The sequence below is a fragment of the Leptotrichia sp. HMT-225 genome (genome assembly GCF_030644325.1).
GTDB lineage: Bacteria > Fusobacteriota > Fusobacteriia > Fusobacteriales > Leptotrichiaceae > Leptotrichia > Leptotrichia massiliensis.
The window spans coordinates 1,660,476-1,674,821 of record NZ_CP130323.1; the positions used below are offsets into that span (position 1 = coordinate 1,660,476).

17 protein-coding genes are annotated in these 14,346 nt (G+C 29.2%); 8 read left to right on the forward strand and 9 right to left on the reverse strand.

Going from position 1 to position 14,346, the window contains the following annotated elements; all coding sequences use genetic code 11:
- Window positions 1–148 precede the first annotated feature (148 nt).
- Entirely contained in the window at window positions 149–763 is a 615-nt protein-coding gene (locus tag QU666_RS08115; RefSeq protein WP_304984797.1) for a DUF421 domain-containing protein, read from the reverse strand.
- A gap of 72 nt (window positions 764–835) precedes the next feature.
- Complete coding sequence (locus QU666_RS08120; protein ID WP_021769220.1) at window positions 836–1,279, reverse strand: DUF3290 family protein; 444 nt, start codon at window positions 1,277–1,279, stop codon at window positions 836–838.
- 326 nt (window positions 1,280–1,605) lie between these two features.
- On the opposite strand from QU666_RS08120, the gene QU666_RS08125 reads away from it, so the two are divergent.
- Genes QU666_RS08125 through QU666_RS08155 form a run of 7 tightly spaced genes read left to right on the forward strand, consistent with a single transcriptional unit; the run spans window position 1,606 to window position 7,918 of the window.
- On the forward strand, window positions 1,606–3,864 hold the full coding sequence (locus QU666_RS08125) for a U32 family peptidase (RefSeq protein ID WP_036070881.1): 2,259 nt from the start codon (window positions 1,606–1,608) through the stop codon (window positions 3,862–3,864).
- Between the two features lie 35 nt (window positions 3,865–3,899).
- Window positions 3,900–4,985 (forward strand): O-antigen ligase, encoded by a 1,086-nt coding sequence (locus QU666_RS08130; RefSeq protein WP_021769218.1) that lies wholly within the window; start codon window positions 3,900–3,902, stop codon window positions 4,983–4,985.
- Window positions 4,986–5,006: 21 nt separating this feature from the next.
- On the forward strand, window positions 5,007–5,570 hold the full coding sequence (locus tag QU666_RS08135; RefSeq protein WP_021769217.1) for an RNA methyltransferase: 564 nt from the start codon (window positions 5,007–5,009) through the stop codon (window positions 5,568–5,570).
- Between the two features lie 36 nt (window positions 5,571–5,606).
- Window positions 5,607–6,026, forward strand: coding sequence for a PTS-dependent dihydroxyacetone kinase phosphotransferase subunit DhaM (locus QU666_RS08140; RefSeq protein WP_021769216.1), 420 nt, complete (start codon window positions 5,607–5,609; stop codon window positions 6,024–6,026).
- A gap of 34 nt (window positions 6,027–6,060) precedes the next feature.
- Window positions 6,061–6,570 carry a ribosome maturation factor RimM gene (rimM, locus tag QU666_RS08145; protein WP_021769215.1) on the forward strand — a complete coding sequence of 170 codons (510 nt, stop codon included), beginning with the start codon at window positions 6,061–6,063 and terminating at the stop codon, window positions 6,568–6,570.
- Between the two features lie 33 nt (window positions 6,571–6,603).
- Window positions 6,604–7,374 (forward strand): tRNA (guanosine(37)-N1)-methyltransferase TrmD, encoded by a 771-nt coding sequence (gene trmD, locus QU666_RS08150; RefSeq protein ID WP_021769214.1) that lies wholly within the window; start codon window positions 6,604–6,606, stop codon window positions 7,372–7,374.
- Window positions 7,375–7,393: 19 nt separating this feature from the next.
- On the forward strand, window positions 7,394–7,918 hold the full coding sequence (locus tag QU666_RS08155) for a gamma carbonic anhydrase family protein (RefSeq protein ID WP_021769213.1): 525 nt from the start codon (window positions 7,394–7,396) through the stop codon (window positions 7,916–7,918).
- Window positions 7,919–8,238: 320 nt separating this feature from the next.
- Here the strand turns inward: QU666_RS08155 and QU666_RS08160 are convergent, their stop codons facing one another.
- The 4 genes from QU666_RS08160 to trpS form a co-directional block, all read right to left on the reverse strand.
- Window positions 8,239–8,421: a hypothetical protein gene (locus tag QU666_RS08160; protein WP_036070871.1), complete on the reverse strand. Its 183-nt coding sequence runs from the start codon at window positions 8,419–8,421 to the stop codon at window positions 8,239–8,241.
- A gap of 92 nt (window positions 8,422–8,513) precedes the next feature.
- Complete coding sequence (locus QU666_RS08165; RefSeq protein WP_021769210.1) at window positions 8,514–9,404, reverse strand: CPBP family intramembrane glutamic endopeptidase; 891 nt, start codon at window positions 9,402–9,404, stop codon at window positions 8,514–8,516.
- The gene (locus QU666_RS08170; RefSeq protein WP_021769209.1) at window positions 9,376–9,516 is read right to left on the reverse strand and encodes a hypothetical protein; all 141 of its coding nucleotides are present in this window, start codon (window positions 9,514–9,516) and stop codon (window positions 9,376–9,378) included. Before QU666_RS08170 ends, QU666_RS08165 begins: the two co-directional genes overlap by 29 nt.
- A complete protein-coding gene (gene trpS, locus QU666_RS08175) occupies window positions 9,516–10,490 on the reverse strand; it encodes a tryptophan--tRNA ligase (RefSeq protein ID WP_036070869.1) in 975 nt (324 codons plus the stop codon). Before trpS ends, QU666_RS08170 begins: the two co-directional genes overlap by 1 nt.
- A 290-nt stretch (window positions 10,491–10,780) precedes the next feature.
- On the opposite strand from trpS, the gene QU666_RS08180 reads away from it, so the two are divergent.
- Window positions 10,781–11,725: an ROK family protein gene (locus QU666_RS08180; RefSeq protein WP_036070866.1), complete on the forward strand. Its 945-nt coding sequence runs from the start codon at window positions 10,781–10,783 to the stop codon at window positions 11,723–11,725.
- A 198-nt stretch (window positions 11,726–11,923) separates the two neighbouring features.
- On the opposite strand, the gene QU666_RS08185 is transcribed toward QU666_RS08180, so the two are convergent.
- The 3 genes from QU666_RS08185 to QU666_RS08195 form a co-directional block, all read right to left on the reverse strand.
- Complete coding sequence (locus QU666_RS08185) at window positions 11,924–12,277, reverse strand: PepSY domain-containing protein (protein WP_036070878.1); 354 nt, start codon at window positions 12,275–12,277, stop codon at window positions 11,924–11,926.
- 31 nt (window positions 12,278–12,308) lie between these two features.
- The gene (locus tag QU666_RS08190) at window positions 12,309–12,587 is read right to left on the reverse strand and encodes a PepSY domain-containing protein (RefSeq protein WP_036070863.1); all 279 of its coding nucleotides are present in this window, start codon (window positions 12,585–12,587) and stop codon (window positions 12,309–12,311) included.
- Window positions 12,588–12,970: 383 nt separating this feature from the next.
- Entirely contained in the window at window positions 12,971–14,335 is a 1,365-nt protein-coding gene (locus QU666_RS08195; protein WP_021769204.1) for a cell wall metabolism sensor histidine kinase WalK, read from the reverse strand.
- Between the last annotated feature and the right edge of the window lie 11 nt (window positions 14,336–14,346).

Sequence of the window (14,346 nt, forward strand, 5' to 3'; positions counted from 1 at the left end):
TACTATTTTATAAATATTTCAACTTTTTAAGTTGAAACACAAAAATTATTGTATCTCTATATTTATTTGAACAAATTAAACATAAATAAAAAATACTCAGACAACAAATAACCTAGCTGTTTGAGTATTTTTTTAAATTTATTTTATATTATTTCTTCACAATAAAAAGTTTATCATCGTTACTGTATTCCACCAAGAAAATATCATTAATATCTAGAACATTGTACTTTGCCAGCTCTTCCTTAAGCCATTCATCATTTTTTCCAATATGCACTAAGTTATCTTCCATTATTTTACCTTCGGAAACTAATAAATTTGAATAATTTTCATCGTTTTTCTGTATAACAATTAATTGTCCATTTGATTCCATAAATGCATCTTCAATCTCTGATACTTTGAAAATACCTTTTGTTCTTAATTTTGTATAAAAATCAGGAATGGAAAGAGTTGCCTGAGCAAAATTTTCTGTTAGCATTTTTCCACCTTTTATTAAGTATACAATTTGTCCATCTATCATTTTTTTTACATTTTTGTTTGAATTTTTTAGAAAATCTATTGTTGTCATTAACAGTCCCCATATTAACAGTACTATTAAAAACTGAACTATTGTTATGCTCGGATTGTAAATTACACCACCAATAATTCCCCCAAGAACATAGTTACCTATCTGATCTTCTGTTGAAGTTGGTGCCAGCTGGCTTCGTCCGTTTAAATTCATAAATACTACTAAAGCAATAAATCCAATTGTAAGTTTTATCGCCAAAGGAATTATAAAATCCAAATTACATCATCTCACTTTCTTTATTATCTTTCCTTTTAAAAACAAGAAGTTTCATTATTCTTTAAATGTTTTAATTTCATCTACGTAAGGAACTGTCATTTGTTCAACTAAAATATTATTGTCTACCCAATGAATCTGATAAAACTTATCCCTTATTTTATAAACTGTATGTTCTGTTATTTCAGGAGTATTTACAAAAATCTCATTTTCTCCAACTTTAAATTTTTCAGCTAATTTTTTAATAACACTTGCCGAATTTTTATAAACTTTTTCCCGATTATTATTAGCTCTGTAATTTTCAAAATGATACAATCCAAACAAGAAAATAAACATCAAACCAAGCATACTAAGCTGCTTATCTCTTAAAGAAATACTTCCTTTAAACCATTTCCAGAATGCAAATAATACAAATGCAATTACAAAAATAATCATAATAAGAAAAAACTTGTCAATTACAAGCTTTTTATTCTCTAAATAAATAAAATTATAAAATTCCATATTTTTAGCATTCTCTCCTTTCTTTATAATTTACATCCTATATAGTATCATTTTTTTATCAAAAAATAAAGAGTTTTATAAAAAAAATAATTTGAATTTCTAAATATGTTTCTAAATTTTATTCTTAAAATTTTCAAATTAGTGATTTTTATTGAAAGTTTATCAAGAAATGATTATTAATAAATATTTTTTATAATTTTCAAGTTTATTAAAAAATAAATTGGAAAAAAATACCAAATTTGCTATAATATATAAGATAAAACTTTTAGAAAAATGGAGAGAAAATTAAATTGGAACAAGATATAAATTTTGATAAAAAAGGAAAAATGAATATTTTAGCACCAGCTGGAAATTATGAAAAACTAGTTTCCGCTGTGAAAGCTGGAGCTAATGAAGTATTTTTTGGTCTGAAAGGATTTGGAGCAAGAAGAAATAATGAAAATCTGGCAATGCAGGAAGTATTCGACGGAATTGACTATGCTCATTCACGTGGCGTTAAGACACTTATGACTTTAAATACGATTTTGAAAGATAGTGAGATTAACAGCATGTACAACAACATTAAGAGAGTTTATGAGCATGGGATTGACGCTGTTATTGTGCAGGATTTGGGATTTGTGAAATTTTTGAAGGAAAATTTTCCAGATTTAAAAATTCATGGAAGTACGCAGATGACTGTGGCAAATCACGTGGAAGCCAATAAATTAAAGGAACTAGGACTTACCCGTGTCTGCCTTGCAAGAGAACTTTCCTTTGAAGAAATAAAAAGCATTCGTGAAAAAACTGACATTGAACTGGAAATATTTGTTTCAGGTTCACTTTGTATTTCTTATTCTGGAAATTGCTACATAAGCAGCTTTATTGGAGGAAGAAGCGGAAACCGTGGACTTTGTGCCTATTCCTGCCGTAAAAAGTTTACCGATGAAAATGGAGAAAGTGCTTATTTTTTAAGCCCTAATGACCAGTTATTGCAGGAAAAAGAAATCAATATGTTAAAAAATATTGGAATTGATGCGATAAAAGTTGAAGGACGAAAAAAATCAAGCGAGTACGTTTTCGAGACTGTAAGCTACTATGACAATATTTTAAAAGGCACTCCTCGTCCGACGGAAAGTTATAAGTTGTTTAACCGTGGATATTCAAAAGGATATTTTTATTTGGATAACAAACTTATGAACTTTAAATATTCTTCAAATTTTGGATATTTTCTTGGAGCAAGGATTGGAGAATCAAATAACTTTAAAATTGATGATGAACTTATTTTAGGAGATGGTGTTCAATTTGTAGATGAGAATTTTGAGCAGATTGGCGGAGAATATGTAAATAAAATTCGGATTATTGAAGCTGGAAAAAGTGAAAATTCTGAACAGGAAAATAAAAAGCAAAATAATCACAATGAGAAAGAAAAAATCCAAAAGGCTAGTAGATTTGACATTGTTTCAATCGGAAAATTACCAAAAGGAACAAAATATATTTACAAAAATTATTCTAAAGAAATTAACGACAGAATTATCCATAATATAAAAGTTTCTAAAAGGTATGCCACTGTTAATGCGACATTACTTGCAAAAAAAGGGCAGGAAATCGAACTTACGCTGGAAATTGAAAATTTGAAAAATGAGATAATTTCTGTGACAAAGAAAGGGAATCTTATTGAACAAGATGCCAAAAAATTGATTACAAAAGAGCAAATCGCAGAGAAAATTGGCGAACTTGGAGATACGACTTTTGAACTTGGTAAAATTCAGATTAATTATGATGGAACTTCGTTCATTCCTTTTAGTGAACTAAAAAATCTCAAAAGAGAATGTGTTTCAGAACTTTTGGAAAAATTGCTTGACTCTTACAAAAGAACTGCTATCGAACGAAAAACATATAATTTTGAAACAGTTAATCTGGAAGACATAAAATATAAAAATAATGAAAAACCTATTATTTCAGCACTTGTTACAAATGATGAACAGGAAAATGCCTGCCGTGAAATGGGAATAACAAAAATTTACCGAAAACAGTTTGACGTTGCAAAGGAAAAGAATTTGTCAAAAACAGATAAGATAAAAACAGGTACAAACCTAGTTTCCAATCTTTATCAGGCAATTATGGGAGAAAAAACTGGAGTAAAAGGACAAACGCTGGACTGGAACTTAAATGTTTTCAATAATCATACAATCGAGATGTTTTCTACTTTCAAAAATCTTGAAACAGTATTTTTATCGCCAGAATTAAGTTATCGACAATTAAAAAACATAAAATCTGACAAACTGAAAAAAGGGCTTGTGATTTATGGTTACCTAAAAGGAATGTATATCGAACATAAAATTTTTGATAAGGAATACAAGGAGCTGGAAGGCGAATTTTATGACAAGTACAAAATTGTAAAAAATGAACTTGATAATATTGAACTCTATCTAGACAAGCCAATGAATCTGATACCAAGGCTGGATGATATTTATGAACTGAATTTAGATGAATTGAGGCTGGATTTTACATTTGAAACAGCAACAGAAGTCAAAAAAATTATTAAAAGTATTGATACAAAAAGTGGCAAATATACTCCTTATGCCTTTGAGCAGGGAGTCTTATAAAAATTACTATGTTATTATAATTATAAGGAGGAACCTTGGAAACAAAAAATCAGAAGTATCTAGAAAAATTGTATTTACTTTTAGGTGCTTCAATTTTTATACATTATGCTTTAGTTATCCTATTTAGCATTCTAATATTAATAAATATATTCATAACTGGAGAATATAAAAAAATATTTAAGGACAAGTCGCTCATTACAGTAGGAATTGTTTTGGGATTTTCACTTATAACTTCCGCATTTTATAAAAATATTTTAGGTTTAATGGCAATTCCCATATTTTTATGTATTATAGTTGGGCGTTATTATACGTTAATTGTTGATGTAGAATTCAAAAAAAATAATTTGGAATGGATGGCAAAATTTTCCGGAATTTCGCTTTTAGTTGGGTTAGGAGAATTTTTATTCACGCATAACAGAATCGGATATTTTGCATACTTTAATCCAAATTATTCAGGAAGCATTATGATGATGTCAGCAATCATAAATTTATATTTTACTTTTGAAAAAAAATCAAAAATTAATTTTGCTGTATTTTTAATGAATATTCTGACAATACTGCTTACTGGATCAAGATCTTCACTAATTGCAGTTGTTTTAGGAATATTCGCATTATTTTTCTACTTTTTACGAAGAAGATATTTTGCTGGATGTATTTTAATTCTTTTATCATATATTTTGGGAGTAGTTTCAGGCGTTTTCCCATTCTTGCGTGAAAGTACATTAATAGAATATTTCTGGCTAAGAGTTGAAATTATTGATATGGCGTTTAGAATTTTTAAAAAAACCAATATCCTGTATGGACACGGAAACTTTTTTTACTACAAATTTACCAATTATGTGTATCCACATTCACATAATGCACTTGTAGAACTGCTTTTAAGTTACGGACTAATTGGAACAATAGCATTATTTACTGTGTTTTTACGCTACTTGTATGATATTTTGAGAAATGACAGAAATAATGTATTAAAAATTGCTCTAATTGCTGGAATTGTAGTACATAATTTTACCGATTTTGCAATTTTTTGGGTACAAACTGTACTGTTATTTATTATGGCTTTAGCTTATAAAGAGCAAAATGAACAGATACGTGGCTACAGACAGAGACGAAATAAATAAAAAACTGAAAGGAATATCAAAATGAGAGATAACATATATGTGGGGCTTGTCCACTACCCTGTTTATAACAGAAATAACGATGTTGTGGCAACTTCTGTCACAAACTTTGATATACACGATATTTCTAGGACTTGCAGAACTTACGATATAAAAAAATATTTCATTATAACTCCAGTTGATGCCCAGAAAGAGCTGACTGGCAGAATTATCGGATACTGGACTGAAGGAAATGGGATAGAATTTAACAAAAATAGAAACGAAGCCTTTGAAAATACAGAACTTGAAGATTCTGTCCAAAGTGCTATAGAAACAATTGAAAAAATTGAAGGAAAAAAACCAAAAATTATTACAACTTCAGCAAAAATTTTCCCAAATACTGTTGGATATGCTGATTTAGGAAAAGAAATCATCGAAGACGATACTCCGTATTTAATTTTATTTGGAACAGGTTGGGGACTTACAAATGAAATTATGGATTTATCCTATAAAATTCTGGAGCCAATCCGCGGGAATACCAGATACAATCATTTGTGTGTCAGAAGTGCTGTTTCAATAATTTTAGACAGATTACTGGGAGAAAACTAAAAATATAACCATAATATGAAAGGACATAAATAAAAAATGAAAGAAAATAATCATAACTTAGTAGGAATCGTGGTAGTTAGCCACAGTAACACGCTCGCACAGGAAATTATTAATTTTGTAAAAGTATTTAAGCAGGAAGACTTTGCATTGGAAAATGGTGGAAATGCAAGCAGGGAAGTTTACGGAACAAATGTCGAAAATGTCAAGGAAGCAATAATCCGTGCTGATAGCGGTGCTGGAGTACTTGTTTTCGTAGATATGGGAAGTTCTGTATTTAATGCAGCTAAGGCAATAAAAGAGCTGGAAGGACAAGTTGAAGCAAAAATTGCAGATGCTCCATTAGTGGAAGGAGTAATTTCAGCAGTTGCAGCTAACTTTGATGGAATTAGCTTAGCTGACTTAAAAACAATTGCTGAGGATAGCAGAAAATTCACAAAATTAAAAAAAGATATTTAAAAAAATTCAAGAAAGAGAGAAGCAATAACAAATAATGGAAAACTTAGTAAATATAGGAACAATTGTCGGAACACATCATTTACGTGGCAGCGTTAAAATTACCTCAATTTTTGAAAATATTGAACTTATCAAAAATGAGCGTGTTCTTCTTGAAAAAAATGACAAAAAGAAATTACTTGTTGTAAAAAACGTAAAAAGGCTAAATGATAAAAAAGCAATCTTGGACTTTGAAGGGATTGACAATATTGATGCCGCGAAGGAACTGAATGGCTATAAAGTCAAAATTCGTCGTGATTTACTGCCTGAAAGAAATGAAGAGGAGTTTTATGTAAAAGACTTGTTTGGAATAGAAGTATTTTCTGAAAATGAAAAAATTGGAGAAGTTACAGATGTTATGGAAACTGCTGCACATAATATTTTAATTATTGAGGATATTTCAACAAAAAAAGAAATAATGATTCCATTAATTGATGAATTTGTAACAAAAATCGATTTTCCAAGTAACAGAATCGAAGTAACTCTAATTGATGGAATGAGAGAATAAATAGAATTTGAAACTAAACAAGAGGTAAAATTAATGAAATTTAACGTACTTACACTATTTCCAGAATTATTTGAACAATATTTATCCCAAACTATACTAAAAAGAGCAACCGAAAGAAATATTATCGACTTTAACATCGTAAACATAAGGGACTATGCTAGAAATAAACACAGCCAGATGGATGACATCCCTTTTGGTGGCGGTGCTGGAATGGTTTTAAAGCCAGAAGCCTACTGGAACTTCTTTTATGAAAACTACGGGTTTTATAACAATGAAAATAATGAAAATTCAAAAAAACCTTATGTAATCTTTTTATCTCCACAAGGAAAACAGCTGACTCATAAAAAAGTTACTGAACTTTCAGAAAAAGATGAAATTGTACTTATTTCAGGGCGTTACGAAGGACTAGATCAAAGAGTAATTGATAAATTTGTGGATGAAGAAATTTCCATTGGAGATTATGTCCTAAGCAGCGGCGATTTGCCTTCACTTGTAATCATGGATTCTGTTATTCGTATAAAGGAAGGTGTAATAAAAAAAGAATCCTTTGAAACCGACTCTTTCTATAACGGACTTTTAGGCTTTCCGCAATACACAAGGCCCGTAGAAATTGACGGATACACCGTTCCAGAAGTCCTGCGAAGCGGCAATCACGCTAAAATAGATGAATACCGGCAATTTCATTCAATTGAGAAAACTATGAAGAATAGAATGGATTTGTTTGAAAAAAAGTTAGAAAATATTGATGAAGATTTGGAATTTAAGAAAGTTTATAAGAAATACTTGAAAAAGAAAGACAAGTAGTTAGGAGAGTGTATTCAGGATGATTTATGAATTGGACGGGATAAAACCTAAAATATCGGGAGAGGTATTTATTGCTGAAAGTGCTGATGTTATGGGAAATGTAGAACTGAATGACGGGGTAAATATATGGTTCGGTGCGGTACTAAGAGGAGATGTGGAGAAAATAACTATAGGAAAAAATAGCAATGTTCAGGATAATTCGACATTACACACTGATTTTGGACTTCCCTGTGTTGTAGGAGAAAATGTTACTGTGGGTCATAATGTGATACTTCATAGCTGTGAAATAGGAGATAATGTGATAGTAGGAATGGGCAGTACAGTTTTAAACGGGACAAAAATCGCTCCTAACTGTCTTATAGGTGCAGGTTCTTTAGTTACTCATAAAATTCCTTATGAGAAAGGGGTTCTTATTTTAGGAAGTCCTGCTAAAATAGTGAGAAAATTGACTGATGAAGAGATAGAACATATTCAAAAAAATGCTGACCATTATGTAAAAAATGGAAAACTGTTTACTAAAACTTTGAAAAAGGAGAATGTCTAAAAAAAGCATAAAATGTGGTTTGTTTAAGGGCAGCCTAAAGGTTGTCTTTTTTTATTCACTATTGATATTTTTATATTTTCTTAGGAGCAATAAAATTGGAAAATTACTTTGTACTTTAATAACAATGAAGCTAAAATGATAAAAATGGGAAAAATGAAATACTGAAAATTATAAAATAAACTATTTTCTATTATTTCTGTTTAAATAGTAAATGTTAATACATTTTGAATTACAGACTATGTTATATAGCTTAAAATATATCAAAATAGGAGTTTTAAAACATACAAAAACTCCCTTTCTAGCACAATATTAAAAATTACCTATTCAGTTTTATTAAAAAACTTAAACAAATACTTTCCACCTAACCCAATAACAGCACCTATCGCTGCTGCAGTCAATAATCCTGGAATCCATCCGTACATATCAATAACTTTGCTTCCAAGTATGGAAGAAATTACAGAGATTACTATAATTAATATATTTTGATATTTTTTACTGCTCATAATTTTTACCTCCACCAACGATATTTTAATTTATTTTATCCTTCTGCGTATATGTTACTCTAATTTAAATATTTTGTCAAATTACTTATTAATTAAAATATTTTATAATTAAAGAAAAAATTAGAAACTACAATCGCAAATATTATCAGCAGATACAGAAAATCATTTTTCACAAACTCAGCTAATTTCTTCCTATCTTCAACATTTAATTTTAAAATAAAAAATATCTCCTTGTATCTTCCTTTTGCCAGTCCAATTATAAAAAATACTAATAAAAAGATAATCAAAAAAGCAGAAAACAAACCAACTAGAATTAGAAGTATATCAATTCTTAAAATTGCTAAAACTTGAGATGTTTTTGTTATTACATTTATAAAAAAATGTATTAAAATAGAATATTTTATTGAATATTTGCACGCAACATAAGAAAAGATGATGCCTGTCAAAAATGCTGGAACAATCATCTCTATGTTATAATGAGATAGCCCAAAAAGAAGCGAATTAATAATTATTGCTACTCTAATTCCATATTTTCTCAAATTATTCATTATAACTCCACGAAATACAATTTCTTCCAATATTGGTGCTACAAATACTGCCATTATTACATCTATATACAAAGGCTCATTTATTAAAGGCGTTCTTCCTTTAAATTTAAATATTGATATAATCAATAAATTACAAAGATTCCCTATGAAAAAAACTAGTGCAAAATATGTATTAAAGTCTTTTACATTCAATTTTTCATTTGTTTTAAAATATTCATATTTTTTATAAGTTTTTACAAAATAATAAATTATTGGAAGACTAAGTATCCATCTATATATTCTAAACATGTATATATGTCTAAATATGTGACTTTCTATAACTAATGTTTTATTATTCACAAAAATCATAAATACTAGATGAAACATATAAATTATAAGTGGAATAAAAAAAACATCTTCTTTTGGATTATCCTCTAAATTCGCTATTCTCTTCATTCGATTCTGCCTCCTGTTTTATGAATATCATTGCAAAATTTTTAAAATCCAAAAAGACACTTAAACGTGCCTTTTCTTCATAATTAAAATAAAACTTTTCAAATAAAATCACTAATAATTTTTCTTCAAAAGCCCCACAACATCTCTAACTTCATCCATCTTCGCAGTCGCAATGCTTCTAGCCTTATTTGCACCTTCTCGCAAAATTCCATATACATAGTCCATATTATTTTCCAGCTCTTCCCTTTTTTTCTGGAATGGAGAAAAATAATCCATGAATTTATCAAACAATTCATTTTTAGCGTGTCCGTATCCAAAGTTTCCAGCCCTGAATTTTTCCTTCAGCGCTTCCACTTCCGTTTCTGTTGCGAAAAGAGCATATAATTTTGTAATGTTGTTATCAGGATCTTTTGGTTCTTCTAAAGGCGTTGAATCTGTTACAATACTCATTATCTGTTTTTTCAATGCTTTTTTTGAACCAAACATATTTATTACATTTCCATAGGACTTACTCATTTTATCGCCATCTGTTCCTGGCACAGTTGCTACATTTTCAACGATTTTTTCTTTTGGCAATTTAAACACTTCTTTGCCGTAAGTTTCATTAAATTTAGTTGCAATATCACGAGTCATTTCCAAATGCTGTTTCTGATCCTTTCCGACAGGCACAATATCTGGCGAATACATTAAAATATCAGCAGCCATAAGTATTGGATAAGTAAAAAGCCCCACATTTGGCTTAATTCCCTTCGCAACTTTGTCCTTGTATGAATGAGCTCTTTCTAATAGCCCCATTGGAGCAATGTTCGATAAAATCCAAGATAATTCAGCATGTTCAGGCACATCTGACTGCAAAAACAGCGTTGATTTATCAGGATTCAGCCCCAAAGCCAAATAGTCCAAAATTACACCAATTGTATTAGCCTTCAAATCCTCTCCCTTCGGTGAAGACGTCAAAGCATGATAATTTGCCAAAAAATAAAATCCTTCATATTCATCTTGCAACTCTACAAACTGCTTAATAGCCCCAAAATAATTTCCAATATGTAAAATCCCGCTGGGTTGTATTCCCGATAAACTTCTCATAAAAACCTCCATAATTCTGTATTATTAAATTTGTCCAATAACTTAATTTTTATTCTATAATTTTTTAAAATACCACTACCTCTCCACAAGTATTCCACTTAAAAATTAGATTATTAAACAGACTCTTTTTCTTTAAAAAACATATTTACATTATATCATTAAAAAAAAATTTTGTAAAATATTGAAAAAGTTGAAGAAATAAGGTAAACTTATATTGATCTAATAATTAATTTTAAAGATGTTTTGCTATGTGTTGTGTAAATAAAATAAAATTAGACTTAGGAGGAGATATGAAATATTATGTAGGAATTGACTTGGGAGGAACTAACACAAAAATTGGACTTGTTGATGAACAAGGAAATATTATTTTTACTACTATTGTAAAAACTGATTCAATGGAAGGTTTTTCTGAAACAATTCAAAGATTATCAAAAATTTTGATTACTCAAATTGAAGGAAGTAATATTAATTTTGATGACGTTGTTTCAGTCGGTGTTGGAGTGCCAGGACCTGTGTTAAATTCTAGAGTTGTTAAGTTTTGGGCAAATTTCCCTTGGAAACACGGAGTAGATTTGGCATTGGAATTTGAAAAAAATCTTGGCAAACCAGTAAAAGCTGATAATGATGTTAATGTAATTACACTTGGAGAAATGTGGAAAGGTTCTGCACAAGGATATAAAAATGTATTAGGGCTTGCTGTAGGAACTGGAATTGGTGGCGGAATTATTGTCGATGGAAAACTTGTAAGTGGAGAACACGGAGCAGGTGGAGAAGTTGGACATATTAAAATTGAGCCAAACGGAAAATTATGTGGATGTGGTCAAAAAGGATGCTGGGAAGCCTATGCTTCTGCTACAGGAATAATTCGTGAAGCAAAAAGCCGTCTTGCAGTAAATAGGCAAAACTTGCTTTATGAAATGACAAAAGGTAGAGATTTAGAAGCAAAGGATGTATTTGATGCTGCTAAAAAAGGAGATGCATTTTCAATTGACATTGTAGACTATGAAGCAGAAAAATTAGCATTGGGAATCGGAAATTTACTTAGCATATTAGATCCTGAAATCGTAGTAGTTGGTGGGGGAGTTGCACTTGCTGGAGATTTTCTGTTTGATCGTGTAAAAGAAAAATTAAAAGACGTGGCGTTCCCATCAATTTTGGAAAATTTAAAAATTGTTGCAGCAACTCTTGGTAATGATGCAGGAATTTTAGGTGCTGCTTATCTTGGAATGATGTAATTTACAAACAAATAATACCGGTGCTAAGACTATTTTAAAAAACAAAACTTATATTTTATTTATTTTCTGATAACAAGAACTGTTTTTTTAAGATCTTATACTAAATTTGCTATTTTATTTAACAATAGTATAGAATTTAAACATATTAAAAAGACTATATAGATTATTATTAATTTTCCATATAGTCTTTCTTTTTATTTACCTTTTTTCAAATTTTATAATTGAACCGCTGCTAGCATCAATATCAAATTCGTATCTTAGCTTATTTGCAATAAATTCTATTACATAAACAGCTTTTCCACTTTTATTATCTAGCTTTATCTGTTTAAAATTGGCAGCCGATTCTGAAATACCAGCATGTGCCAATGCAATTTCTTTTGCTCTATTTGGTGTTATTTGTGCATCAGAAGTTTTTATGCTTACCATTGGTACTAATTTTATATCATTTTTAGCCATACCACTAATTTCTTTTGCCATCAAATTGACAGAAAGAAGAAATATTATTAAAGTAATTGTATTATTAAATCCTCTTTTTTTAATTTTATTTATCATCTTTTTTTCTCCATAACTCTTTTTTAAATTCTTATTTTTTTTCTTCACTCCAATTAATTATTTTCCCATTATAAACATCAATTTCAAAGTTATAAGCAACACCTCTATAAATAATTTGTCCTTTATAGAAATTATTATTTTCTGAATTAAATTCAAGAACATTTGCAAATGTTGCTCCAGGGACTTTAGCTAAGGCTATTTGCTTGGCTTTAATTGCAGTTATTTTTTTCCTTTCTTTATTCGCAGCTACCACTAACGAACAGATGATTAACATTCCGAATAATGTAATCTTTAAAAAATTTCTCTTCATAGCTTATCATCCCTTTCCTTGTAATTATGTCTATTATTTATTATCTATAACCTAACTTTTTTCTTCAATAATTTTAATAATATACAATTACTTAATAAATTTCTCCTTTCTTCTAAATCTAATTTTTTCATTTTTCACATATGCATTTTTATAAAATGCTATTTTTTACTCGAGTAATAGTTTGGTATTAATGTTGAGCTAATGTACCATCCTTTCTGACAATTTAATAATACCATACAAACATTAAAGAAAAATGAGAACTTTTAAATTTTTTTCATTTTTTGAAATTTTTTTAGTTTTTGTATATTATTTTGTATTAAAAGTCCAGTTATAGAGTGCTTTTTTAATTAATCAGAATGTTGTTTTTGTTATTTATCTTACAATTAAATTTTTTCTAAAATTATTGTAAAAGTCGTCCCTTTTCCAATTTTACTTTCTACAAAAATTTCGCCATTATGCAGTTCTATAATTTTTTTTACCATTGAAAGCCCTAGTCCTGAATTATCACCGCTTTTGGAAGAATCCACCTGATAAAAACGTAACCATATTTTATCTAGCTTATCTTTTTCAATTCCTATTCCATCATCAGAAATTTTACTGATAATTTTATCATTTTCAGAAAAAAGCTCTATTGTTATTGTTCCATCTCGCTTTCCATAACAAATTGCATTTGAAATTAAATTTGTAAAAACACGAATTATCATCATTTCATCAATATTTGCATAAATTGCAGGAGCGATTTTTGTAATAAATTTTATATTTTTAGTATTTGCACTTGAAATCTGTGTTTCTATTGTCATTTCAATTAATTCACTTAAATCAATATGTTCCAACTTTAACTTTTGCTTTCCACGTTCCATTCTTGCTAAAGTTAGTAGCTGGGATACCAATTTTGACATTTTTTGCCCTTCCTTTTCGATAATTCCAAAGGACTTTTTAGCTTCTTCAATTGAATTTATATATCCTTTTCCATATTCAGCTTGTGTCAAAATTACTGTAATTGGAGTTCTAAGCTCATGTGAAACATCTGAAGTAAATTGTACTTCATTTTCAAAGGATGTCTGAAGTCTGTCAAACATGACATCAAAGGTATTTGCAAGTATATGAAGTTCGTCATCACCTTTTTTCAAATTAATTCGTTGAGATAAATCGTTACCTTCATTAATTTTTTCTGCAATTCTTCTAATTTGTTCAATCGGCCTAAATGCATTTCGTGTAATAACATAACCACCAATTGCTGAAAGTATAAGGAAAAATGGTAAAATTATAATAGAAATCTGGATAACTGTTTCAATCGCACTTGATTGGCCAATATTAGGCATTACACCTCTAATCCAGACTTTTCCATAGTTATCCAGCTTGATTGTTTTGTTATAAACATACCATTTCTGATTGTTACTCCTAATTATCATAATTTTATCGTCTTTAGATTTACTATTATCCATCTCAAAGCCATTTGGCGAATTTCCATAAAGAAATTTAAAATCCTTATCATAAATAGCAATTTCCACATTTTGAATCATTGTATCAAAATTGCTGTTGATGATAATTTCTCCATTTTTTATAGTTAAATAGTCAAGTCTATGTTTGACTACATCTTTCAAATAAGTACGGACACTTGAATGAATAATATTTTCACTTATATAAAAAACTATAGCCAGCGATGAAAATACAAGCAAAATCATAATTCCCATGTACCATAAGCCAATTTTTAACTTTATTGAACTGTTATTAAAAAATCTTTTCATTGTTTATTTTT

Coding starts and splice junctions, on each gene's coding strand:
- QU666_RS08120 (WP_021769220.1), bottom strand. CDS start 1,279: ATGGAATTTTATAATTTTATTTATTTAGAGAATAAAAAGCTTGTAATT.
- QU666_RS08125 (WP_036070881.1), top strand. CDS start 1,606: ATGAATATTTTAGCACCAGCTGGAAATTATGAAAAACTAGTTTCCGCT.
- QU666_RS08135 (WP_021769217.1), top strand. CDS start 5,007: ATGAGAGATAACATATATGTGGGGCTTGTCCACTACCCTGTTTATAAC.
- QU666_RS08140 (WP_021769216.1), top strand. CDS start 5,607: ATGAAAGAAAATAATCATAACTTAGTAGGAATCGTGGTAGTTAGCCAC.
- rimM (WP_021769215.1), top strand. CDS start 6,061: ATGGAAAACTTAGTAAATATAGGAACAATTGTCGGAACACATCATTTA.
- trmD (WP_021769214.1), top strand. CDS start 6,604: ATGAAATTTAACGTACTTACACTATTTCCAGAATTATTTGAACAATAT.
- QU666_RS08155 (WP_021769213.1), top strand. CDS start 7,394: ATGATTTATGAATTGGACGGGATAAAACCTAAAATATCGGGAGAGGTA.
- QU666_RS08160 (WP_036070871.1), bottom strand. CDS start 8,421: ATGAGCAGTAAAAAATATCAAAATATATTAATTATAGTAATCTCTGTA.
- QU666_RS08165 (WP_021769210.1), bottom strand. CDS start 9,404: ATGAAGAGAATAGCGAATTTAGAGGATAATCCAAAAGAAGATGTTTTT.
- trpS (WP_036070869.1), bottom strand. CDS start 10,490: ATGAGAAGTTTATCGGGAATACAACCCAGCGGGATTTTACATATTGGA.
- QU666_RS08180 (WP_036070866.1), top strand. CDS start 10,781: ATGAAATATTATGTAGGAATTGACTTGGGAGGAACTAACACAAAAATT.
- QU666_RS08185 (WP_036070878.1), bottom strand. CDS start 12,277: ATGATAAATAAAATTAAAAAAAGAGGATTTAATAATACAATTACTTTA.
- QU666_RS08190 (WP_036070863.1), bottom strand. CDS start 12,587: ATGAAGAGAAATTTTTTAAAGATTACATTATTCGGAATGTTAATCATC.
- QU666_RS08195 (WP_021769204.1), bottom strand. CDS start 14,335: ATGAAAAGATTTTTTAATAACAGTTCAATAAAGTTAAAAATTGGCTTA.